Source organism: Paenibacillus sp. FSL K6-1217, from assembly GCF_045040735.1.
Classification (GTDB): Bacteria; Bacillota; Bacilli; order Paenibacillales; family Paenibacillaceae; genus Paenibacillus_AQ.
In genome coordinates, this window is sequence record NZ_CP150271.1 from 3,719,636 (window position 1) to 3,741,110 (window position 21,475).

23 protein-coding genes and 1 riboswitch are annotated in these 21,475 nt (G+C 55.6%); of the genes, 3 read left to right on the forward strand and 20 right to left on the reverse strand.

Annotated elements, in window-relative coordinates; translation table 11 throughout:
- Positions 1-6 precede the first annotated feature (6 nt).
- From MHH28_RS16350 to MHH28_RS16400, 11 genes are all read right to left on the reverse strand, one after another.
- Positions 7-1,050: a glycosyltransferase family 4 protein gene (locus MHH28_RS16350; RefSeq protein WP_405116728.1), complete on the reverse strand. Its 1,044-nt coding sequence runs from the start codon at positions 1,048-1,050 to the stop codon at positions 7-9.
- Positions 1,047-1,769 carry a glycosyltransferase family 2 protein gene (locus MHH28_RS16355; RefSeq protein ID WP_405116730.1) on the reverse strand — a complete coding sequence of 241 codons (723 nt, stop codon included), beginning with the start codon at positions 1,767-1,769 and terminating at the stop codon, positions 1,047-1,049. The genes MHH28_RS16350 and MHH28_RS16355 overlap by 4 nt, the downstream gene beginning before the upstream one ends.
- Before the next feature lie 25 nt (positions 1,770-1,794).
- A complete protein-coding gene (locus MHH28_RS16360) occupies positions 1,795-2,370 on the reverse strand; it encodes a class I SAM-dependent methyltransferase (RefSeq protein WP_405116732.1) in 576 nt (191 codons plus the stop codon).
- A gap of 71 nt (positions 2,371-2,441) precedes the next feature.
- A complete protein-coding gene (locus MHH28_RS16365) occupies positions 2,442-3,158 on the reverse strand; it encodes a glycosyltransferase (protein WP_405116734.1) in 717 nt (238 codons plus the stop codon).
- Positions 3,155-4,153 (reverse strand): NAD-dependent epimerase/dehydratase family protein, encoded by a 999-nt coding sequence (locus MHH28_RS16370; protein ID WP_405116736.1) that lies wholly within the window; start codon positions 4,151-4,153, stop codon positions 3,155-3,157. The genes MHH28_RS16365 and MHH28_RS16370 overlap by 4 nt, the downstream gene beginning before the upstream one ends.
- Positions 4,150-4,989, reverse strand: coding sequence for a dTDP-4-dehydrorhamnose reductase family protein (locus MHH28_RS16375; protein ID WP_405116738.1), 840 nt, complete (start codon positions 4,987-4,989; stop codon positions 4,150-4,152). The genes MHH28_RS16370 and MHH28_RS16375 overlap by 4 nt, the downstream gene beginning before the upstream one ends.
- Positions 4,986-5,972, reverse strand: a complete 987-nt coding sequence (locus MHH28_RS16380) for a polysaccharide biosynthesis protein (protein ID WP_405116740.1) — start codon at positions 5,970-5,972, stop codon at positions 4,986-4,988. The genes MHH28_RS16375 and MHH28_RS16380 overlap by 4 nt, the downstream gene beginning before the upstream one ends.
- Positions 5,962-7,056, reverse strand: a complete 1,095-nt coding sequence (gene wecB / locus MHH28_RS16385; RefSeq protein ID WP_405116742.1) for a non-hydrolyzing UDP-N-acetylglucosamine 2-epimerase — start codon at positions 7,054-7,056, stop codon at positions 5,962-5,964. Before wecB ends, MHH28_RS16380 begins: the two co-directional genes overlap by 11 nt.
- Positions 7,057-7,108: 52 nt before the next feature.
- On the reverse strand, positions 7,109-8,602 hold the full coding sequence (locus MHH28_RS16390; RefSeq protein ID WP_405116743.1) for a glycosyltransferase family 4 protein: 1,494 nt from the start codon (positions 8,600-8,602) through the stop codon (positions 7,109-7,111).
- Between the two features lie 238 nt (positions 8,603-8,840).
- On the reverse strand, positions 8,841-9,974 hold the full coding sequence (locus MHH28_RS16395; RefSeq protein ID WP_405116745.1) for a glycosyltransferase: 1,134 nt from the start codon (positions 9,972-9,974) through the stop codon (positions 8,841-8,843).
- 32 nt (positions 9,975-10,006) lie between these two features.
- Positions 10,007-11,104 (reverse strand): glycosyltransferase, encoded by a 1,098-nt coding sequence (locus tag MHH28_RS16400; RefSeq protein ID WP_405104142.1) that lies wholly within the window; start codon positions 11,102-11,104, stop codon positions 10,007-10,009.
- Between the two features lie 398 nt (positions 11,105-11,502).
- Between MHH28_RS16400 and MHH28_RS16405 the strand changes: the two genes are divergently transcribed.
- The gene (locus tag MHH28_RS16405) at positions 11,503-12,267 is read left to right on the forward strand and encodes an AAA family ATPase (RefSeq protein ID WP_405104143.1); all 765 of its coding nucleotides are present in this window, start codon (positions 11,503-11,505) and stop codon (positions 12,265-12,267) included.
- Positions 12,268-12,363: 96 nt separating this feature from the next.
- Here the strand turns inward: MHH28_RS16405 and MHH28_RS16410 are convergent, their stop codons facing one another.
- From MHH28_RS16410 to MHH28_RS16450, 9 genes are all read right to left on the reverse strand, one after another.
- Positions 12,364-12,537 (reverse strand): aspartyl-phosphate phosphatase Spo0E family protein, encoded by a 174-nt coding sequence (locus tag MHH28_RS16410; RefSeq protein WP_405104144.1) that lies wholly within the window; start codon positions 12,535-12,537, stop codon positions 12,364-12,366.
- Positions 12,538-12,653: 116 nt separating this feature from the next.
- Positions 12,654-14,066: a hypothetical protein gene (locus MHH28_RS16415; protein ID WP_405104145.1), complete on the reverse strand. Its 1,413-nt coding sequence runs from the start codon at positions 14,064-14,066 to the stop codon at positions 12,654-12,656.
- 9 nt (positions 14,067-14,075) lie between these two features.
- Complete coding sequence (locus MHH28_RS16420) at positions 14,076-15,977, reverse strand: LTA synthase family protein (protein ID WP_405104146.1); 1,902 nt, start codon at positions 15,975-15,977, stop codon at positions 14,076-14,078.
- A 317-nt stretch (positions 15,978-16,294) separates the two neighbouring features.
- Positions 16,295-17,632, reverse strand: a complete 1,338-nt coding sequence (locus tag MHH28_RS16425) for a 5'-deoxyadenosine deaminase (RefSeq protein WP_405104147.1) — start codon at positions 17,630-17,632, stop codon at positions 16,295-16,297.
- A gap of 63 nt (positions 17,633-17,695) precedes the next feature.
- A riboswitch (purine riboswitch) is annotated at positions 17,696-17,794 on the reverse strand.
- A 177-nt stretch (positions 17,795-17,971) separates the two neighbouring features.
- Complete coding sequence (locus tag MHH28_RS16430; RefSeq protein ID WP_405104148.1) at positions 17,972-18,499, reverse strand: GNAT family N-acetyltransferase; 528 nt, start codon at positions 18,497-18,499, stop codon at positions 17,972-17,974.
- 182 nt (positions 18,500-18,681) lie between these two features.
- Positions 18,682-19,086: a hypothetical protein gene (locus tag MHH28_RS16435; protein ID WP_405104149.1), complete on the reverse strand. Its 405-nt coding sequence runs from the start codon at positions 19,084-19,086 to the stop codon at positions 18,682-18,684.
- A 19-nt stretch (positions 19,087-19,105) separates the two neighbouring features.
- Positions 19,106-19,393, reverse strand: coding sequence for a hypothetical protein (locus MHH28_RS16440; RefSeq protein ID WP_405104150.1), 288 nt, complete (start codon positions 19,391-19,393; stop codon positions 19,106-19,108).
- The gene (locus MHH28_RS16445) at positions 19,390-19,725 is read right to left on the reverse strand and encodes a restriction endonuclease subunit S (RefSeq protein ID WP_405104151.1); all 336 of its coding nucleotides are present in this window, start codon (positions 19,723-19,725) and stop codon (positions 19,390-19,392) included. The genes MHH28_RS16440 and MHH28_RS16445 overlap by 4 nt, the downstream gene beginning before the upstream one ends.
- A 33-nt stretch (positions 19,726-19,758) precedes the next feature.
- Positions 19,759-20,052: a nucleoside-diphosphate sugar epimerase gene (locus MHH28_RS16450; protein WP_405117140.1), complete on the reverse strand. Its 294-nt coding sequence runs from the start codon at positions 20,050-20,052 to the stop codon at positions 19,759-19,761.
- 317 nt (positions 20,053-20,369) lie between these two features.
- Here MHH28_RS16450 and MHH28_RS16455 point away from each other — a divergent pair, with 317 nt between their 5' ends.
- Positions 20,370-20,894, forward strand: coding sequence for a GNAT family N-acetyltransferase (locus tag MHH28_RS16455; protein WP_405104152.1), 525 nt, complete (start codon positions 20,370-20,372; stop codon positions 20,892-20,894).
- A 168-nt stretch (positions 20,895-21,062) separates the two neighbouring features.
- Positions 21,063-21,434 carry a hypothetical protein gene (locus MHH28_RS16460; protein WP_405104153.1) on the forward strand — a complete coding sequence of 124 codons (372 nt, stop codon included), beginning with the start codon at positions 21,063-21,065 and terminating at the stop codon, positions 21,432-21,434.
- Positions 21,435-21,475 lie beyond the last annotated feature (41 nt).

Consider the following 21,475-nt stretch of genomic DNA (forward strand, 5'->3'; position numbering starts at 1 on the left):
GAGGCCTCACGCGCCTTGTCTGGACACTATTTCAAACAGCTCCGCCTGGAAAACCTGCACGCTTCTCTCCCAGGTGAACTGCAGGGAATCCTGCTCTCCCCTGGCGGCCAGACGCAGGCGAAGCTCCGGGTCCTTAATGAGCGTCACGATATCCGCAGCAAGACGGTTCTCATGACGGTACGACATCAGGCAGTTCTGCCCGTGCGCACAGTATTCAAGATTCCCCCCTGCATACACGGTAACCAGTGCGGCACCGCAGCGCATCGCTTCAAGCCCCGGCAATGAACCGGCATCATTGGTACTTGAACTGACAAAAATATCTGTCTCATTGTAATGATAGGCCAGCTCCGTGTCATCCCCGGGTGTCCGAAGCTGATAGCGCCCGGTGTTAAGCAATACCTGCAAACTCCTGGAAGCGGCATATTCAGCAGGGGGTGTCATGATATAGATCTCCACCTCAGGATGAAGCCGCTTGACCATATCGAGCTGCTGAAGCAGGTATTCCTGTTCCCGGTGGCCCGAAAAGCCACCCTCCGGACGGCGCATGATGGCCGAAACGATCAGTGGCCGGTCGCCATTGCCGCGTATATGCCTATTATGGAAATCCGGAGCAACGCCAACCGGAACAATTCTGCCCTTAACGCCGTGATTGATCCGTATGACCTCCTGCTGCCAGCGTGACAGTACAAGCAGGTTGCGGGTAATGCTGTAAGAAGCGAATGACTGATTATTATCCGGCAAAAAATTTGGCTCATAGCATAAGGCCAGCCGGATATGCAGCCCTTTGCCCTGCCGGCTGGCCCGCTCGGCAACCGGAACAGTTGTATAAAAATTGGAGATAATGACATCTCCGTAAGGAAAATGATGTTCTGTAAGAACCGGAGCGGGCACAGGGATAATCGGACATTTCATCTCATATTCCACGACACCCAGGCTGGGCATAAGAATAATAACCTCATGGCCAATAACCGTCAGAGCGTTCGCCAGCTCCGCTATCATCCGCTGCGCGCCGCCTCTGGATAAGGTCAGGACCGGAAAAGTCAGTCTCAATTCCTTCTCTCCTTTCTCAGCAGCTGCGTCAGATTGCTCTTGTGCATGAATTGCACCATGGCAATTTCCCGGGCCTGCGCTTCCCTGTGTAAGACAGAGCCCATCTCATTATGCACACGGTAATCCAGCAGCGGCTCTTCGATATATGACCATTCATAGTGCGGCAGAGTCCGCAGCCACATGTCATAATCCTGTGTATACAAAAGATGCTCATTAAACCGTCCAACCGTGGAGAGGATCTTCATATCAAACAGCACCGAGCTGCCGTTAACCGGACAGCCGGACATCATAGTCTCAATGAAAGCCGGCCTGCTGTAGGCCGGCATACGGATGATTTCAGAGAACCGTTCCCCAAGCTCATTGATATAATAATAAGCGGTATGATTGAAGGAGGTTCCTGTGGCGCGGATGGCTTCTATCTGCCGTCTGATTTTGTCCGGATGGAACAGATCATCCGCGCTTAACCAGGCAAAATAAGCTCCGCTGGCCACCTCAATTCCCCTATTGAGCGCCGAGCCGGTGCCTCCGTTGGTCTTGCGGACATACACGATCCGGCTCATATAAGCTTCAAGCTTCTCCATATGAAGCGTTGAACCATCATCCACCACGATCAGCTCGATATCCGTGTAGCTCTGGGCCAGCACGCTTTCGACCGCCAGATGCACGTAGGGGCAATTATAGAACGGAATCACCACCGAGACCCTGGTCTTCTGATTCATGCCCCGGCCTCCTCCCTGAGTTCATTTATACGGTCTTGCAGGCGAGCAGGGCGTCCAGCGGCGCATGATTCTCACCGAAGGCTTCCCGGAATGAAGGATTCTGCGCATGGTGAAAGCCCTTCAATACAGTTACTGAGTAGCCCAGCTTCATAAAGTCTTCAGGCTCCCAGCCGCTCCAGTGTTTCTGGTAATGCTCCCCATGCAGATTGAAATGGTCCTTCCCCTCCTGCGGGAAGAATCCCCGTGGTGTAAAGACGATCACACGGTTCGCAGCGATAAGCTCTGCCTTACGCAGCAGCTCCATGCCTTCACTCATCGAGAAATGCTCCAGAGAATCGATCAGAGTGACCGCAGAGAAGGTTCCCGGCAGGAACAGCTTATCGATATGGCCCGCATCGGCATGAACCGGAATGATATGAGGGGCCTTGTATTTACGGTGCAGCAGATAAGGCCTGTGGATATCCAGCCCCAGCACCACAGTGGCCTCATACCGCTCCAGCAGCGTACCGGTACCGCTGCCGATATCCAGGATACTCTCGGAGAATTTCAGCTGCTCCAGCAGGACGGGCAGGAAGTCTTTCACTTCGATCTCCCGGTACATGTGCTCTCCCTCCTAAGCGTTAGTTGCTTGGTCTTGGGCTGTACTGCGGTGCCGGCCATACGCTCCGGCACCTAGCCGCCCATGGAAGCTATCAAGGCGCTTAACGGAGCGTGATAACGGGCACTGGTTGCTGCCGCTTCGGCCATGATGACGTCGTAATGTCTGAGCGTGCCCATTCCCTCATGCCGGCGGTAAGCTGTCAAGGACTGGTTCAGCATCACCGGCGCATAACCGTTCAGAATGGCCCGGTACCACAGATCATAATCGTGGGTATACGGCAGCGCCTCATCGAACATCCCGATGGCCCCGAAGATCTCCCGCTTGAACATCACCGTACAGCCGTTGATGGGATTGCCGTACAGGAAGCAGCGCAGATATTCAAGCTGGTTCGGAAATACAGCCGCAGCATTCAGCTCTGTAGCCTGCGAGTTGCTGTTAATGTAATTGAAGTTGGTATAAGAGATCAGCAAACGGTTCTGTTCCATGAACAGAACCTGATTATTGATTTTGTCACGATAGAACATATCATCCGAGCTGAGCCAGACCACATAATCTCCCGTGGCATGGGCAATGCCGTGGTTAAGCGCCGAAGCGGTGCCTCCATTGGCTTTGCCCAGATAATGAATGTGGGGCAGATAAGGGGTAATCCGCTCCGCGTGTTGCGTTGAACCGTCATCCACTACGATAATCTCATAGGGCTGCCAGGATTGGGATATGGCGCTCTGCAGCGCCTGCTCAATATAAGGGCAATTGTAAAAAGGAATAACTACGGATACTCTGGGCTTCATAACAACCTTCCTTCCTTACCGGCCCTTGTATAGCCGATAATATCCGCCAGTGAACGGTCCAGCGCAATCTCCGGCTTCCAGCCGGGAACCGCAGCATAGCGCCCGGATTCTGCAGGCGGTACCTTTGTATCAGCAGATTCAAACGGTGGCTTCGCCGGAACGGCAGATGACCGGGAATCATTGTCCCGTCTCTGCTTCTCTTGCGGGCCCCAGTCCATGGCAACCGGAGCTGCGGCATGAGCCAGCAGCTTCTCTGCAATCTCCCCAAGCTCCCGCTCTGTCCCGGAATCGATACGGTAGATTCTGCCGGTCTCCCCCGAATCCAGAATGAAGCCATACGCCCTGACCGCATCACGCACATCCAGAAAGTCGCGCAGCGCATGGCGCGAGGAGAGCCGGAAAGCAGCAGGAGCTGCCTCTCCGGTTACGGCGGCCGCTTCACTGCGCACGATATGCTGTGCCAGCAGGGAGCAGAAGCCGGTGGACGGACCCGGACCGATCAGGTTCGATGGCTCTGCCATCAGCACCGGCTGTGCAAACAGCGTTCCCCAGGCCAGCGATACCAGCTCCTCCAGCGTCTTGCTGAGGCTATAGGGGTGAGGCGGGTCTGCCTCGCCCGGTCTATACTTAAGCCGGGAGCCGGCCACCAGAATACGGCTGGCCGGCTGAACACGCAGCGCCTCAAGCAAATATAGAGTAGCCATTACATTGGTCTCCATGTAGAGCAGCGGGTCCCGCCAGGACTCCGGGACCGAATTCTTGCCTGCCAGGTGCAGCACCTGATCCGGCTTCACCTCTGTAATCATTGACGCCACTGCCCTGCGGTCCCCCAAGTCGCAGACATACTGCTGAACGCCGTCAGGGAATAACTCCGCCGCTGCCTTGCGGCGGACTGCAGCAGTCACCTCCGCCCCTCCAGCGGCAAAATAAGCCGCAGCATGCCTGCCGGTAAAGCCGCCAGCTCCGGTAATTAGCAGACGCCGCCGCCCACTCATGTCGGCAGCTCTGAGCTGCGCATAAATTCGGCAAGCTCGCTAAGCATCCGGGGATAAGAAGGCAGCTCAATCGTGACATCGCTTCTCGTGCTGATCAGCGTCCGGTCCTGAACCGGTGTCTGCTGCGGGATAATCTCAACATCCTCTTTATGAAAGGCCGTCTGCATCATCTGCAGCAGCTGATATTTGCTTACGGGCTGCGGGTGGGCTAAGTGAATCAGCCCCGAGAGATCCGAGTCCAGCAGGGAATCGATCACTCTGGCCAGCTCCAGCGTAGTGACTCCATTCCACATCACGCCTTCATATCCGCTTACCCGGCCCTTCTGCGCCAGGAACCATTCCAGAAGTCCAATTCCGCCGGAGCGGATCTCGGGCCCGATAATGGAGGTGCGGATCGTGAGATGTCCGGGATCGCGCACTTCTCCAAGACTCTTGGTGAGGGCGTAGACCGAGGTTCCATCAGCGGCATCCTCCTCCGTGTATCCGCCGCGTGTTCCTTCGAACACGCAGTCGGAGCTGATGTGGATGAGCCGGGCATGGATCTGGTCCGCCGCCCGCCGCAGGCGGTGGGGAAGGAACCCGTTGACATGATACGCGCCGATCCGGTCCCGTTCAGCGAATTGATTGAGTACCCCCATCGCATTAATAATGCAATGGGGCGAGACAATTTCAACCAGCTTCTCTACACCGGCGATGTCGTCGGCGTCTACATACAACCCTCCAAGATCCTTCTTATCCCGGGTTGTATGGAAAATGTGGTGCTTGCCCTGGCGGCGAAAATATTCCGCCAGCATATGACCTGCCATACCATTACCGCCGAGGATAAGGAGTTTCACTGGAGGAACCCTCCCCGGATCAGGATATCCTTGATTTCAGCCTGCTCCATCAGATGATTCTCCGAGCTGAAGCTGCTGAAGGATACTTGGGGGTAATGACGGTAATGCTCCTTCAGCTCCGGCATGTCGAGCGTGGGCAGAATCACCAGGTACTGCTCATCGTAGACCACCGTAGTCAGACTCTCGAAATCACTCATCAGGATCTCATGAATCTTTTCCCCCGGGCGGATACCGGTCTCGATCATACTGACATCCGTCCGGCCTGAAGCTTCGATCAGCACATCGGCCAAGTCCACGATCCGGCAGGTCGGCATCGTCATGACGAAGATCTCGCCGCCGATGCTGACATCGGAGGCCTTGAACAGCAGGGTAATGGCATCGCGCAGGGTGAAGAAGAACCGGGTCATGTTCATATCCGTGATCCGCACCTGTCCCTTGTCCTTAATCTGCTTCATGAACAAATGGACCACACTGCCGTTCGTGCCCAGCACATTGCCTCCGCGCACGGTGACAAATTTGGTGCCCGAGCCGATCAGATTGGCATAGACGAACAGCTTTTCGCCGATGGCCTTGGTCATGCCGTAGAAGTTCGACGGATTGGCCGCCTTGTCGGTAGAGATGTAGATCGCCTTTTCCACATTGTTGGCAATCGCCGCTTCGATGACATTCTGTGTGCCGACCACATTCGTCTTGAGCGCCTCGTACGGCTGGTCCTCGCAGACAGGAACATGCTTGAGCGCGGCCAGATGGAAGACATAATCCACACCGCGGCAGGCCGCCACCAGCGCATCCTTGTCACGGATATCGCCGATGATGAAGCTGAGATGCTTATCTTCAAATTCACGGCTCATGGCTACCTGTGCAGACTCACTGCGGGAGAATACGATGATTTCTTTGGGATGCTGCGGCAACAGCTGCCGGATCAGCTCATGCCCCCAGGAACCGGTACCGCCTGTAACCAGAATCCGTTTATTATTGAACATGCAGGTTCCCTCCAAGCAGAAATTTAACTACCTTAACCGAGACACCTTGGGCAAGATACCCTTCGGGCGCCTCCCAATCGGGCTTAAGCGACGTCATCAGCACGGTGCAGCGCAGAATGCTGTTCTGTTCCACCCCGGACACTACATTACTTCCGCAATCGACGGTCTCCGGGCGCTCTGTCGTCCGCCGTATGGTCACCGTAGGCACTCCCATCAGGCAGCATTCTTCCTGAACGGTGCCGCTGTCGGTAATGGCGCACAGGGCATAACGTTCAAGATGAACAAAGTCAAAAAATCCGAAGGGTTCATGAAACTCCACCAGCGGGTTCATGCTCAGCGCCAACTCTTCCGTAAGCTTGGAGCGTGTACGGGGATGGATGCTGCAGATTAGGCGGAGTCCCAAATGCTCCGCCACCAGGTTCAGTCCGAACATAATCTGGAGCAGGGCGGCCGGATCATCGACATTCTCGGCCCGGTGGGCAGTCACCAGCAGATACCGGCCTGCTTCAAGCTTCAGCCGGGACAGGATGTCACTGGCTGCGATCTGCTCTTCGTAATGCGAAATCACCTCATGGATGGGATTGCCGGTTAACACGATCCGCTGGCTGGGGAACCCTTCGCTGAGCAGATGTCTTTTACTCTGCTGGGTATACGGCATATTTATGGTGGAGACGGCATCTATGATACGGCGGTTTTTCTCCTCCGGCACTTTCAGATCGTAACAGCGGTTGCCTGCCTCCATATGCACCACAGGGATGCCCATCCGCTCGGCCAGAATGGCACACAGCGCACTGTTGGTGTCGCCCAGCAGCAGCACGCGGTCCGGCTTCTCCTGAAGCAGGATGCTCTCCAGGCTGCCGAACATGGCGGCCAGCTGGCCCCCGAGTCCGGCCTGCTTATCCTGCAGCACATAGTCCGGTGCGCGGAGTCCCAGCTCGGCGAAGAATACCCCGCTGAGGCTGGCCGTGAAATTCTGTCCAGTATGCACCAGCACATGCCGCTCGGCATACCGGTCCAGCAGCGGAATGATGACGCTAAGACGAATGATCTCGGGCCGTGTGCCCAGAATCGTCATGATCTTCATGGCTTCACTCCCCTTTGATTATGGCCTGCCCTAATGGAACCGGGCAGGCTGCTCAGGATGCCTTACGCCGCCGTTTGCCCCGGCGGCTTCCGGCATGGCCCGCGCGGCGCTTCTTGCCGCCGCCGGCCCGCCGCCGCGCGGAGCCTGCCGCGCGCTTCTTGCGGCGCGGGCGCGTTCCCGCCGCGCCGCTCCGGGACTTGGCGCGGCGCAGCCTGCCGCGCCGAAGCTTCGCAGCCCGCAGCCGTGCGGCGCGGCGCCCGGCCTTGCCCCGCGGCGGCGCTGCCGCGGGGGTATCCTTCCCGCCCGCCGGCGCAGCTGCGGGCGGGACTGCGGGGCCGCCGGCAGGCTGCGGCGGCTGGAGGCAGTAGCGGAGATGCCACTTCTCCGCTAAGCCTTGCAGCCGGGTGCGGTAAGCCGCCGGGCCGTAGACGGCATCGATGAGCTCCCGCGCCTGCCGGCCAATGTCGGCCGCCATCGCCTGGTCGGCCAGCAGCGCGTTCACCTGCCCGGCCAGCGAGCCGATGTCTCCGACAGGCACAAGCAGGTTCCCGCAGCCTGCGGCGTTCAGAATCTCGCGCAGGCCGCCGGAATCATAAGCGACGACCGGCTTACTGAAGGCATAGCCCTCCAGCGCGGTCATGCCGAAGCCTTCACGGATCAGGCTGGGGACCACAAGCAGGTCCATCGCACAGTAAGCGGCGGGCAGACATTCTTCATAGCCGACGAACCGGAAGCGGGAGGTCAGACCCTCCAGCTTCACTTTGCGCACACAGCGCTCATAGTAGCTTTTATCTCCGGGAGTGCCCACTACGAGGTAGCGGGCAGCCGGATGCTGCTCATGCACCAGGACTGCCATCTGGACGAAATGCTCCAGCCCCTTCTCCTTATTAATGAAGGAAGAGACATAGCCGATCAGCGGGTCCGCCGGGGCGATCTTCAGCTCACTCCGCCGTTCCCCGCGCAGCTTGCTCCACGCCTCGAACATCATATCCGCGTCACTCCATGACGGAGGAAGCTGGGTCACCTTACCCTCACGGATATCCTCGGGGAAGCACGCTGCCGCCGTCTGTGAAATCGCCAGAATCTCATCGCTGTTGTTATGGATCAGCTCTACACTGATCGGGGTGAACTCGTTGTCGGTAATGGTCTCCGAGATCTTCCAGATCACCGGTATGCCCAGTGACTTCGCTGCCATCGGCGGCAAGGCGTGCACGCAGGTGCTGGTGATCACGAAAGACGGGCGGAGCTCCGCAAGCCAGTTACTCAGCTCATGATACTCCCGGCCCTCCTGCAGCTTGCGGATATCTGCCGGAAGACCGGCATAAGGGGTGTACACTCCATAGACCAGCGGAATAGACATCAGCCGGACATGAAGACCATAGCTCCGGGCCAGCTGTGTCAGCTTCCCGTCCTGCGGGGCTACGAGGATACAATTGAAGTACGGAGACAGCTCCCGGCTGAAGAATAACAGCAGCTTCTCCGCACCCGTAATACTGCGCGTGTTGGAGACATGGGAAAAGAGGACGATCGTCGCTTTGTCGGCCATGGTGTCTCGGCGCTCCCCTGGGAAGGGCTGTGGAGCAGCCATTCACCTCCTAATTTTAAATGCACATCATCCAATATCACTCTACGTTGCACCCGCTTTGGACGGGTATATTGGCTGGCAGGCTAACATCTCTGCCCGGTACTCCAGTATATTGAGGCGGCACAGATGCCGGCACGACACCTGTCCCCTGTGATAAGCACATTTTGCTGACAGCCTGTTCTACAAAAGCTCCGCGTGCCTACCCGTAAATAATAGTAAGCAGCTGACTCAGGCGTCTGGTGTACGTGTGATCCCTCAGCGTCCGTTCAAAGGCGCGGAGGGACATCTCCCGGCGCTCCTCCTCATGCGTCAGATAGTACTGGATTTTGTCCATTAGCTCGCGGGGGCTCGAGAAGGTGTCGATCTCTTCGCCCACCTTGTAGAAGGAACCGAGGTCGTCACGGGAATCACTGAGCTGGAGCGTGCCGCTGGCAGCAATCTCGAACGTACGCGGATTCGGCGATACGGCCGGAATATACAGCGTGTTGTTGTTGACGGCATCGTCGATATGCGAGCGGTGAAGGTTGATCACAATCTTCGAGCCGCTGTAGGCTACAGCTGTCTCCTGGGGAGACATCCACTTGCCGATCTCAATCCGCTCGCCATAGAGCGGCGCTTCAGGCAACCGGTCCCACCAGATTCCATTAATGACCGTGTTATAGCTCATCAGCTCCGGCATAATATCGCGGAAGAAATTAATCCGGTTCCAGTAGGCGGACCCGATGAAGCTGACATCCCGGATGACCGGCGAACGGCCGGTAGTCGGACGGTAATGCTCGCGGTGCGCAGCGAAGGGCAGATAGTGGACCTCCGCGCAGCCAAGGCCGCGGTAGATCTCAACGCAATTGCGCTCCAGTGTGAATACATAGTCATAGTGAGGCACAATCTTCATCGTGAAATCGGTGTAATACGGATCATCTGTCAGCCAGATCGCGGTCCTGATGCCCTGGCCGCGCAGAATGCCTACCTGCTCCAGCGGCAGATCCAGACCATCCAGCACCAGCACGAGGTCAGGGCGCTGGGCGGCAGCCAGCTCCACCAGATTCTGGCGCACATCGGTAATCGTGACATGGGCCGTCTGCCGCTGCAGGGCGAAGAGTACCGCATCATCCAGGGGAGAATACGGATAGCCCTTGCCTGAAGCCACATACATCACATGGATATTCCTTACCGCCTGCGGCTCCTCCGGGCGTCCGTCCAGCACAGCCAGCCGTCCCCGCAGATAACCTTCGTCATAACCGCCCTTGAAGCCGGTCAGGCGTCCGCGCAGTTTCTCTTCCTCCGCTGGGGTTCTCGGCAATGGCGGGGCAGGCATAATAAATTCATTGTTCATGAGTATTCGCTCCTTTTGATCCATAATGAAATTCACCCTCTTGAAGTAAGAACACTGAGCAAATGCGGCAGACGCGAAGTAAAGGTATGCCGGCGCAGCGTGGTTTGCAGTCCCCGCAGCGCATACTGGCGGCGTTCCTTCTCGTGCTTCAGGTAATAATCAATCTTGCGCTTCAGCTCATCGGCAGAAGCGAAGGTCTCCAGATCCCGGCCCGGCTTGTAGTGGCTATCCAGATCCTGCCGGATATCGGTCAGCTGCATCGTCCCGCAGGCGCTGATCTCATAGGTCCGGGGATTAATGGAGAGGGACGGAAGCTGGAACGTATTCCGGTTGTCCTGCCCTCCTTCCCAGGGCCGGTGGATATTGATGACCAGCTTGGCGCCGCTGTAATAATTGGCCGTCTCCTCCGGCGGGATGAAGCCCTCTCTGATGAACGGAGACAGCTCCTCGAAGTGGGTCAGCCGTTCCCAGAATCCGCCGGCAATCAGCACCTTCTTGCCCCGCAGGAAGGGGACCAGTTCATCGAACAGCTCCGTACGGTTGCGGAAGGCATTGCCGATGAACACCACATCATAGTGATATTGCGGTCCGGTGTGGCGCGGGTAGAACATATTGGGGTTGACGCACAGCGGAAGGTAATGCACAGACGCCGTCCCCAGCGAACGGTAGAATTCCACACAGCCCAGTTCATGCGTGAACACATAATCGTAATAGCGGCAGATGACTGAGGTGTCCTCGGTGAAATAAGGATCATCCACAAACCAGATCGCTGCCTTGATCCCCAGCTGTCTTATTGCCGTAATTTGTTCCAGATGATTCTCCGGAAACACATGCAGCCCGTTCATCACCAGCACTGCTTCCGGCGATTCGCGTAGTGCCACCTCCAGCATGGTCTCTGGAGTACAGATAATCAGCTCGCTTACCAGCAGCCGCAGCGCTTCTGCGACTCCCGTATCGATGGCTTGAAATCCCTGGGGAACATACATCAGCTTAAACGGCTGGCGCTGCCCCACCACTGGGGTATTCAGGCGCTTCACGGCTTCGCACAGGCCGAGATGGTATCCATCCAGATAACCATCCCGGTAATCCTGCGGAAGCCCGCCTCTCTTTTTTGTTTTCACGGCCTTCACCCTGCCCCGTTATATTCTCAAGACAGTAGTACTATATGCGGAGTCAGCATCCGCCTCATGGACATCTGTCTGTATCACACCGAAATTGGCATATGCCCCCGGTCTTTCGCCCGCTTGGCCCGAACCCCTGCTGATTCCATCCACTCTTGTCCATGCAGAGCACGGCCTGCACACCGAAGCCATTTAAGTACTTTGCGGGGAGCCCCATAACAGCCCCACAAAGTGAAGCCACACACCGAAGTCTATTCAAGTACTTTGCGGGGAGCCCCATAACAGCCCCACAAAGTGAGGTCACACTCTGAAGCTTACTCAAGTACTTTGCGGGGAGCCCCGGAATCATCTACAATTAGAGGAATAGCCTGTTGCGGGAGAAGAACCTACGAAGGGGGAATGAAGAAATGAGTTCAATCTATGACCGGGGGGTGTATCTCCGCCATGTCGAGCTGCTGCGCGATGCCGTTCCTTCCTTTGGAAGCTATCCGTTTAATCTGCCGGTGGTACGCACCCTGGAACGGCTTGCTTTTCAGAAGCAGGTTACTTTTCTTGTAGGGGAGAACGGTAGCGGAAAATCTACCTTACTGGAGGGCATTGCTGCTGCCTGGGGGTTCAATCCGGAAGGCGGGACGCTGAACTTCTCGTTCAACACCCGCAGCTCTCATTCCGGTCTCTATGAATACCTGCGAATTGCCAAAGGGGTTAAACGTCCGAAGGACGGGTTTTTCCTACGCGCGGAGAGTTATTACAATGTGGCTTCTTATATCGATGAGCTGGATGAGGCAGAAGGCCCGGGGCGCCCTATTAAAGACTCCTACGGGGGGCAGTCCCTGCACGAGCAGTCACACGGAGAATCCTTCTTCTCCACGTTCGTTCACCGCTTCAGCGGACAGGGCATCTATATTCTGGACGAGCCGGAGGCCGCCTTGTCTCCCGTGCGGCAAATGTCGCTGCTGGTGCGGATGCATGAGCTGGCTGAGCAGAATTCCCAGTTCATCATCGCCACTCACTCCCCGATCCTGATGTCCTATCCGGGTGCGGAGATTCTCCTGCTGGAGGGAGAGAGCATTACGCCTGTTGCGCTAGAGGACACGGCTCATTACACCGTTACCCGCGCCTTCATGACCAACCGGGAGAAGATGCTCAGCGAGCTGCTGGACGATGACTAAAATAACCCCACAACACCTAAATCTATTAAAAAAGACACCTCAAGGCGTTGAACGCCCGAGATGTCTCTTGAATTGGCATAGCTGATCTGTATTTCTCTAATAAAGCTGATCATCCTTCTCTGTATTACAATCGCTGTATTCATTCAGGAGCGCATCCAGCTTCACCGATTGGCGGAGTACCCGGACATCCTGCATCCCGTACTCCAAGGCCAGTTTGTTCAGTTCCTCTCTTGCCTGCTCAATCTTATCCTTGTATTCGTCATTCCCCATAGCGGCCCCCTTGTAGGATGAGGCTGTATCAAGCCATTTCCACTCTTTTACTAAAGTTCCAAACACATTGTATTCTATAATCCGCTAGGGGTCAATTAACGGTTTGACATGATAAGTTATTTCAGCAGCTTCAGCAGCTTATGCAGCGCCCAGCCCAGCATCGCCACCGCCATCATATCGAAGCAGACATTGAACAGGAACAGATGCTTGCCGATATCCGCACGCCCGTCACCGAGGATCGGTACCAGGAACGAAAACAGCCCAATCAGTCCCAGCAGCATCATGAGTTCTCCGGCAATCCGCCCGGCAACCTCCCGGGTACGGAAGTATTGGTATAGCAATCCGGCGTAATACACCAGATAAAAGATAGCCAGAAACCCGAGGGAATGAGGCAGATGCTTGTTCTTGAGCTCGCTCCAGCCGCTGTACATCCCCGCTACTGCGCCCGCAGGCTTACCCTCGCTTTTCTCATAGCTTCCGAGATAGTAGGGGCGGATGGACATGCTGTTCGCTGCCGCATACTTCATATTCTCTATTAACCTGCCGGGATGCTTCATATAGAAGAAGAGCACATCCTTATGCGATACGCGGTCATAGAAATCCGGGATCAGCGAAGGATCATCCTGCTTGATTGCCGTATCCCCCTGGAAATAATTCGTGCCCGCCAGCACCTCCAGCCGCTCCGGCAGCCCCAGATCGCGCAGATCCCCGCGCACATCCGGAGATTCATTCAGAATCCCGAAGAATACCGTCTGATACAGGTTGATATGCTTAAGCTCCTTCGGCGCTGCCACATACATGATTACAGATACCAGCGCGGTAGCCACCGCAAGACTGAGCGCCAGCTTACGCCAGTTGCCGGTTCCGTTCAGTGTCCGCAGACGAAGGAAAATCAGCGCGAAGGCCAATCCGACCGGAGCATTCTGGATTTTGGAGCAGATCAGGAACAGCACGGCAATGAAGAACAGCGTAAGGCCCTTGGACGACGGCTGCTCCTGCCCGGTAAGCCTCAGCCCCAGCGCGAACGTCAGCAGCATGAAGACCATCGACACCGGCTCGCCGAACAGAGAGTTGAAATAAGCCAGATAGCCGATATCGTAGAATACAAACAGCACTCCCGCACCAAGCAGTACTCCTGTAGCATAGGAGCTCTTCGCTCCCAGCTTGACGATCATCCACGTGGCCGCCAGCAGCAGCACTGCATAGACGGCCGCCAGAATACGGATATCGAAGTAACTGCCATGCACCAGCCCCGCAAGCAGCCTTGGCACCAGCACCAGCAGAATTTGCGAGGACGGGTAGAAGCCCTTGAACAGATCATCATAAGCAAACTTAGAATGGCTGTAGCTGAAGAAGCGGTCCGAGTATTCCTCCCCGGCATCAAAGTAGTTCAGTCCGATCGTATTCATCATCCGCAGGAAATCGCCGTTGTCGGCAACGCCGGTGAAGGGCCGCACGAACAGCAGATAGATTATCAGCACAGCGCCGGCCAGAGTGATGAGAACCTCGGGTTTCCATAGTCTTTTCATAACATTCTCCTAACGCTGCGGAAGCAGCTTCACATATTCATCAGATAAGCCCATCAGCTTCAGGATGTAATCGTAATCGCTCTGGTAGGCACTGAAATCCTTGACCGGCTCATACGTATCCAGCGAGACCGCCTCACCGTCCGCGAAGCTTTTACCGGGCACGAACAGCACTTCATCATTGAAAAAAGAGCCTGTCGGCAAATAATAGCGCATGCCCACCACATTGCGGTCCACATTCAGCAGATCATGTCCGAACGCTGTGAATCCTTCGTCCTTGAGCGAAATCCCCAGCAGATTGGCAACCGTAGGCAGCACATCCAGCTGTCCGCCGGTCCGCTCCACAACCTGTCCCTGCTTCATGCCGGGCACGTGGATCACCAGCGGAATGTTGAACCGGCTGATCCGCTCGTCATACTTGATGCCAAGCGCTTCCTCCACCTGCTCCGCCGGGACATCCTTCGGCTGAAGGCCGAAATGGTCACCGTACAGCACCAGCACGGTATCCTCCCACATGCCCTGCTGCTTCAACCTGTCAATCAGCGTGCCTATTGCATAATCCGTATAATTCACCGCCGTCAGATAGTCGGCCAGCATCGTGCCCTGGAGCTTGTCCGGCACCTGAATCCGGCGGAAGCTGTCCGGCACCTTGAATGGATGATGGCTGGAGGCCGTCACCAGCTGGGCATAGAAGGGCGTGCCCTTCTGATGCAGCACCGCCAGCTTCTCCACGGCAGTAGCATAGAGCTGCTCATCGGAGGCTCCGAAGGAATTAAAATGGTCATTCTTAAAGGAGCCCTTGTCATAGTAGCCGTTGAAGCCAAGCGCAGGATAGAGCTCATTCCGGTTCCAGAAACCCACCTTGTTCACATGGAACGTGTAAGCCTCATACCCCTTATCCCGCAAAAGCCGCGGCAGTCCCGGCAGCTCCCGGTCCCCGAAGCCTGTGGACATGGCAAGCGAAGCGATCGGATAGATTGAGGTGTTGCTCATGAATTCCGCATCCGAGGTATTGCCCGGACCTACCTGCTGATACACATGCGGGAAATAGAAGCCCTCTGCGGCCAGGCCATTCAGCACCGGGGTCAGCTCCTGACCCTCCAGCGACTGATGCAGCGGGAAATTCTGAAACGCCTCCAGTTGGATGATGATGACGTTTTTCCCCTTTTGCGATCCGAAATGCTCCGGCTGTCCGCCAGTCACAGTCTTGTATGGATAGCTGGCCTCCAGTGCCTGCACCTTGGCTATCGTCTCCTGAATATCGCCGGTCCCGATCAGGCCGTTATCTTCCCGGGCCTTGATCGTTGCCACCACCTCATAATTCAGGAATCCGGCCGTCTCCGCCTGGACCAGCTCATTGGTAATTCCCCTAGCCGAATGAATCGAGTACGCTGACAGCGAGCCGCCGCCAATAATTGCCACCAGCAGCATCACCCGATAGATGCTCCGGGATCTGCGTGCAGGCTGACTGTCCCTCTGCCATCGTTGTTCAGGCCCTCTCTTCCATCTGCGGAAGAGCGAATAGATCATCACGATCAGCAGATCGGCAAAAAACAGATAATCCACCCATTCTATCGTAGATTCCACACTCTCTTTTACCTGAAACACCTGGTTCAGCTCATAAAGCGCCAGATAAGTAGGCACCGAACCGAAGTGATTGAAGTACACACTGGCCGCGAACAGCAGCAGCGACAATAGGCCGTTGAAGGTCCAGAAGACCCCTTTTCTCATCCGCCGGGGCGTAATTACAGCCAGCACACCAAGCAACAGCAGCACCGGCGCCAGATCCGCAGCGATCCACTCCCAGGCAATCCGGTCAAAGAACAGCCCTCTCAACAGCAGCAGCTTCAGCCAGAGCAGTCCCGCTACGATATAGAAATGAGCCTGCGCAGATGCAGGTTTGCCCTCTCTCATTACAATCCCCTCTAACTCTCTTCATTAATAGTTGTGTAAGAATAATTCCTTGTTTTTGTAAAAGTTCACATTGCTCTAGTATAGCAATACTTATAAAGGGAATCAAAAGAGGGCCTCACTTTTAAACCATTCAGAGGGAGAAAAGGTTCATTTTCAGAAAAAATAGCGTGAGCACTCACAACAAAAAAGCAGAGGAGCAGAGTCCCCTGCAAAGCTATAGTCTGAATCTCAATGCTTCAATGAACCGGCAGCTGCGATGCCTCTGATCCCCTTAATCGGGCATTCCCAGGCAAGCTGGCGATGAAGCCTTCTCGCGCTCAGGCTAACCGGGTGTTCACCAGCAGTCTTTTGATGGAACGGTTCGCTTCATGAAGCACGACTTCCTTGTCGATGGTCTTCAGCAGCCCTGAATGCATAAGGATCTCACCGTCCACAATCGTCGTCTCCACATCGGCCCGAGTGGCGGAATAGACGATCCGCGAGACCGGGTCCACATCATGGGAAGGGAAGGTATGAAAATTATAAAGATTAAGGATGGCCAGATCCGCCTTCTTGCCGACCTCAATACTGCCGATCTGATCCTCCATGCCTACCGCCTTCGCGCCGCCGATCGTCGCCATCCGGAAGACACTCCGGGCATTCATCGCAGCCGGGCCATGTACCGGCTTCTGGATGAGTGCCGCCAGACGCATCTCGTTGAACATATCCAGATTATTGTTGCAGGGGGCACCGTCCGCTCCCAGACTGAGGTGAATATGGTCCTGGAGCATGCCCGGTGTATCAGCGATGCCGGAGGCCAGCTTGAGGTTCGAGCCCGGGCAGTGGCTGACATGCACACCCCGGTCGCGCAGAATCCGCTTCTCCTCTTCATCGAGCCAGACGCAGTGGGCCAGAATCAGACGTTCGTTGGCCAGCCCCAGGTGATCCAGATAGACCACGTTGCGCATACCGGTCATCGCCTGCACAATCTCAATCTCCCCCGGATTCTCGGAAGCATGGGTATGCACCTTCACCCCGTAATGGGCTGAGAGGTCTCGTACTTCTCTTAGCAGCGGCTCTGTACAGGAAATTACGAAACGGGGGGAAAAAGCATATTGAATCCGTCCGTTGCCGTATCCGTTCCATTTCTCCAGCAGATCCACGCTCTCCTGCAGCGATGCCGCCGTCTCCTCCTGCAGGGCCGCAGGTGCATCGGGGTTCTTCTGATCCATCATCACCTTCCCTGACAAGGCGCGGATGCCGCTCTTCGCTATCGCCTGGAAGGCATAATCCGTATGATGTACCGTCTCCATATCCACGATGGTCGTTGTTCCGCTGGTGATCAGTTCTCCAATACCGAGCATGGCAGAATAGTACAGCGATTCCTCATCATGCGCCGCTTCCAGCGGCCAGATCCGCTTGCGCAGCCAGTCCATCAGCTCCAGATCATCCCCCTTGCCGCGGAACAGTGTCTGGCACAGATGAATATGGGTCTGGATGAAGCCGGGGATGACCGTCCGGTTCTTGGCATCAATAACGGTCTCATCCCCCTGCACTTCAAGGCCGGTTCCGATCTCCGCAATCAGATCATCCTTGATGCGGATATCGCCGTAGATGATGTCCTCCTGCTTGTTCATGGTAATAATCTCCGCATGCCTGATCAGAATATTCGCCATTGTCTTCTCCCCCTGGTCTTGTTGATGTCTGGGCTGGCCTGTAACACAAAAAGGCCACAAAAATATGCCATAGCATATTTTCGTAGCCAGAAATTTACGGTTCCCGGTAGAGACCCTTAAACCAATTATTAAGGATATACGAAAAGGACTATTCAATTGCTTATGAATAATCCCATCATAGTCCAAAGACAACTTTACTGTCAACAAAAGTTATTAAAGTTAACACAAAAAATGAATATACTGAGAATTAGACTGAGAATAACATCATCATGCTTTTAAATTCAACATTAATGTAATATTACATAACACAAAAGTAGCGAACACGAGCCGCATCCCCAATTAAATCTCTGAGCTGTCATTCAGTGCCTTCTCAAATACCAGAAAGGCTGCGGTACGGCCGGGAAAACGAAATTCCCCTCTCTGTGAGTACCCAAGCGAAGGATACAGCTTAAGCGTCCTGTCATTCTTCGCATATGTATCCAGCCGGATGCTCCTGTACCCGTTGCTGCGGGCGAATTCCTCGGCAAAGGCGATCAGCCGCCGGGCAATCCCTCTGCCCTGAATCTCGGGATGCACCGCAAGCCGGTGCATGATCAGATGCGGCCCCGTCTGCTGTTCCCATTCCACGCCTGCATACTGCTCCGCCTGGTTCTCATCCAGCACAAGAATTCCGGCAATGGCCCCGTGCTCCAGGCAGACAAATAAGGTTCCCTTGCCGATATCTTCACTGATCACTTCACGGTTAGGGTACCCTTCATCCCATTGATCGCTTCCGCCTGCCTGCATAACTTGTACACATTTGGCAATCAGGTTCATGATCTCCTGAATCTCCCCGCTCTGCGCTCTTCGTATCTCATTCCCGCTCATGTACGTTCCCCACTTTCCTGCCTGAATAATGAACCCGGTATAGATTCTGTTAAGAAGTCTACCATCTCCGGCCGGAAATTCCGAGAGCCCGCCTTATCCCCGGGGGAACCTTAGAGGCGGCGCAATATGCGCCAGCCTCTATACAGCCGTTGTCCTGGCCCGCTGCTGTGCCTGCCGCTCTGTCAGCCCAGCTCCAGCTTATGCCCGTCCTCGAAGCCCTTGGCGAAACCTGCGTCGAACCCCACGTTGTATGCTTCGGTGTAGCCCTGCTGATAGGCGTCTCCCGGCGGCAGCTCCGGCGGGACGCCCAGATCCGGGGGGAGCGGAACCACCTGCTGCTCGAGCGGGGGTTCGATAGCCGGGATGACCTGCACCGGCGGCTTCACAATACGGGATCTGCGGAGCAGCCGTCTGCGGAGCCTTCTTTTTCTGCGCAGCAGCAGGGATTTCTTCCCCGACTTGCCAAGCAGGCCCTTGCGCGATTTGCGTCCGGGGCCTTTGCGTATCCGTGTCTTGCGCGACAGCAGCGGTCTGCGTCTCTTGCCCTTACCCGTGGAACGAAGCTTGCCCATTCTCTTTCTCTTCATCTTCTACGCCTCCTGTACTTCATCTACTCCTGGCGGTCCCCTCTGAGCAGGCCTTGTTCAGCCAGGGGGCTGCAGGCACTCCTTCTTTGGGCTCATGCAGTGAAATACCCGATATCATCCGGCACATTGAACTCTGGTACCCGCTAAGAATCCTGATATTGTCGCTCAGCTTGCGGGCTGTCAGCTCCGATTGCCCCGTCACTTCAGCAATACTCTCGAGGATGGCTGCGAGCGCTGCCTGGCTGCGGGCGATCGAGCGGATCATCTCCAGCTTGACGGCATGTTCGGAGAGCAGCCCGCCGCTCATTTGCTGTCGTCCCCGAAGCTGAAGCCCCCGTCTTCCCCGCCAAAATCGCCGCCCTCGTCTTCCCCGCTGCCCAGCACCGCCTTCAGGTTGCTGTACAGCCCGTTCTCCAGCTTCGTCAGCCCCTCAACCATTTCCACGATCACCTCGTGAATGGAGATGGATTCCTTCAGCTGGTCTTCGTGGGAGTCGAACGCTCTAGCATGGATGTGATGATGGGTCCACTGCTTCACTTTTTCCGCTTCCACCGCTTTGGCCTCAAGAATCATCGCGATGTTCCACTGGATGGCAGCGGTCGACTCCAGCATTTGCAGAAATGCCTTTTCTCTGCTCATCCTCCGCCTCCTTGCTCAAGTTACGCATTACTCTTACTCTTCTTCCTGACCGTTTAATTCCTTGATGACTCTGCCCACTCCCTCAGCCATCGCCTCTTCGAGATCGGCAAATGCATTGAGGTAAGCAATGATGTTTTTGTTGACCTGGCCTGAGCTTTCCACCAGCCCACTGAATCCGCCGAAATCAGGGTCCGCATCCGGCAGATCGTGAACTATTTGCGACATACGGACGGCTACGTGGCGTTCGGCGTCGAGAATCCGTGCCATTTGTTCGTGCGTATGGGCCATGTGCTGCAGGACTTTTGTAATTTTACTCTGCACCTTCATGTCTCCTTTGCTCAAACGCCCTGCTACAGCATATGCGGCATCCGCCTTGACGGTGCCGGAGAAGCGCCGCAAGTTATGGAGGGAGTTGCAGTAATAAGACTGTGAATGCTGCGGTGGGAAGCAAATGGAAAAAGAGCATTTAATTTTCTATGAATCGGGTAATAAAGTGAAATCGGGATAATGAAGTGATGTTTATCCACCTGTTATGTTCGTATACGGATATTGACAATAAATCGAATACCCGACTATGCTTGGCTGAAATAAGCGGTAATTATAAAGATCCGCACTATGGATATGGATTAACAGGGGGGCAAAGGATGACAACAATGGACAAACGCTTGATCCTGAGACCTCTGACCGCAGCCGAACTGGCGTTGGCCTTAGCGGATTACGCCGGGCTGGAGCAGGCGCTGGGCTTGAACGTGACAAGCACCACAACACTGCTTGACGATGAAGAGATGCGCTATGCGATGCGGGTCAGGCACACCAAGGTGCTGCAGGATGAACAGAATTACTGTTGGCTGACCATGTGGGCCATCATCCACCGGGAGCAGCAGCAGCTCATCGGCTTCCTGATTCTCAAAGGCCGCCCGAATGAACAGGGCGAAATCATAGTTGGTTATGTGCTTGACGAGAGATACCGGGGGCAAGGTTATGCTACAGAGGCGCTGCGGCAGCTCGCCGCCTGGATCTTCAGCCATCCCGGCGCTCGCTGGATCATTGCAGATACCGAGAAGGACAATTTCGCCTCCCACCGCGTCCTCCAGCATCTGGGTGCGGAGCTGTACCGGGAGACCGAGGATTTGTTCTGGTGGAGAATCTCCCGGCCAGCCAGTAGCTGACAGTGGCTGACAGTGGCATATAAGCTGATGGCGATAAGCTCATGGCTGGTAGCTGGTAGCTGGTAACTGCAAGCTGAGGACTGTAAGCTCGTAGCTGGTAGCAGTAAGCTCAATCGGCTGCATAGCCTGCCGGGGGAGTTCAGCCAGACTTTCTCCCCCTGCTCCTGCTTGTGGCGGGATTCGGGTGTATTTGTGCTCCTCATTTCCGCTCAGCGCCAACTTTTGCCGGATTCAAGTGTATTTGTACACTTCATTTCCGCTCAGCACCAACTTTTGCCTGATCCAAGTGTATTAATGCACTTCATTTCCGCTCAGCGCCTGCTTCCGCCGGATTCAAGTGCATTAATGCACTTCATTTCCGCTCAGCGCCAACTTTTGCCGGATTCAAGTGTATTAATGCACTTCATTTCCGCTCAGCGCCAACTTTTGCCGGATTCAAGTGTATTAATGCTCCTCATTTCCGCTCAGCACCGACTTTTGCCGGATTCAAGTGTATTTGTACACTTCATTTCCGCTCAGCGCCTGCTTCCGGCAGATTAGGTGGATTAGTGCTCCTCAGTCACACTAATGCTGGCGGCGGC

Bases quoted from the DNA above. Each gene is read 5' to 3' on its own strand.
- MHH28_RS16355 (WP_405116730.1), bottom strand. From the start codon at position 1,769: ATGAATCAGAAGACCAGGGTCTCGGTGGTGATTCCGTTCTATAATTGC.
- MHH28_RS16360 (WP_405116732.1), bottom strand. From the start codon at position 2,370: ATGTACCGGGAGATCGAAGTGAAAGACTTCCTGCCCGTCCTGCTGGAG.
- MHH28_RS16365 (WP_405116734.1), bottom strand. From the start codon at position 3,158: ATGAAGCCCAGAGTATCCGTAGTTATTCCTTTTTACAATTGCCCTTAT.
- MHH28_RS16370 (WP_405116736.1), bottom strand. From the start codon at position 4,153: ATGAGTGGGCGGCGGCGTCTGCTAATTACCGGAGCTGGCGGCTTTACC.
- MHH28_RS16380 (WP_405116740.1), bottom strand. From the start codon at position 5,972: ATGTTCAATAATAAACGGATTCTGGTTACAGGCGGTACCGGTTCCTGG.
- wecB (WP_405116742.1), bottom strand. From the start codon at position 7,056: ATGAAGATCATGACGATTCTGGGCACACGGCCCGAGATCATTCGTCTT.
- MHH28_RS16390 (WP_405116743.1), bottom strand. From the start codon at position 8,602: ATGGCCGACAAAGCGACGATCGTCCTCTTTTCCCATGTCTCCAACACG.
- MHH28_RS16395 (WP_405116745.1), bottom strand. From the start codon at position 9,974: ATGAACAATGAATTTATTATGCCTGCCCCGCCATTGCCGAGAACCCCA.
- MHH28_RS16405 (WP_405104143.1), top strand. From the start codon at position 11,503: ATGAGTTCAATCTATGACCGGGGGGTGTATCTCCGCCATGTCGAGCTG.
- MHH28_RS16410 (WP_405104144.1), bottom strand. From the start codon at position 12,537: ATGGGGAATGACGAATACAAGGATAAGATTGAGCAGGCAAGAGAGGAA.
- MHH28_RS16415 (WP_405104145.1), bottom strand. From the start codon at position 14,066: ATGAAAAGACTATGGAAACCCGAGGTTCTCATCACTCTGGCCGGCGCT.
- MHH28_RS16420 (WP_405104146.1), bottom strand. From the start codon at position 15,977: ATGAGAGAGGGCAAACCTGCATCTGCGCAGGCTCATTTCTATATCGTA.
- MHH28_RS16425 (WP_405104147.1), bottom strand. From the start codon at position 17,632: ATGGCGAATATTCTGATCAGGCATGCGGAGATTATTACCATGAACAAG.
- MHH28_RS16430 (WP_405104148.1), bottom strand. From the start codon at position 18,499: ATGAGCGGGAATGAGATACGAAGAGCGCAGAGCGGGGAGATTCAGGAG.
- MHH28_RS16435 (WP_405104149.1), bottom strand. From the start codon at position 19,086: ATGAAGAGAAAGAGAATGGGCAAGCTTCGTTCCACGGGTAAGGGCAAG.
- MHH28_RS16440 (WP_405104150.1), bottom strand. From the start codon at position 19,393: ATGAGCGGCGGGCTGCTCTCCGAACATGCCGTCAAGCTGGAGATGATC.
- MHH28_RS16445 (WP_405104151.1), bottom strand. From the start codon at position 19,725: ATGAGCAGAGAAAAGGCATTTCTGCAAATGCTGGAGTCGACCGCTGCC.
- MHH28_RS16450 (WP_405117140.1), bottom strand. From the start codon at position 20,052: ATGAAGGTGCAGAGTAAAATTACAAAAGTCCTGCAGCACATGGCCCAT.
- MHH28_RS16455 (WP_405104152.1), top strand. From the start codon at position 20,370: ATGACAACAATGGACAAACGCTTGATCCTGAGACCTCTGACCGCAGCC.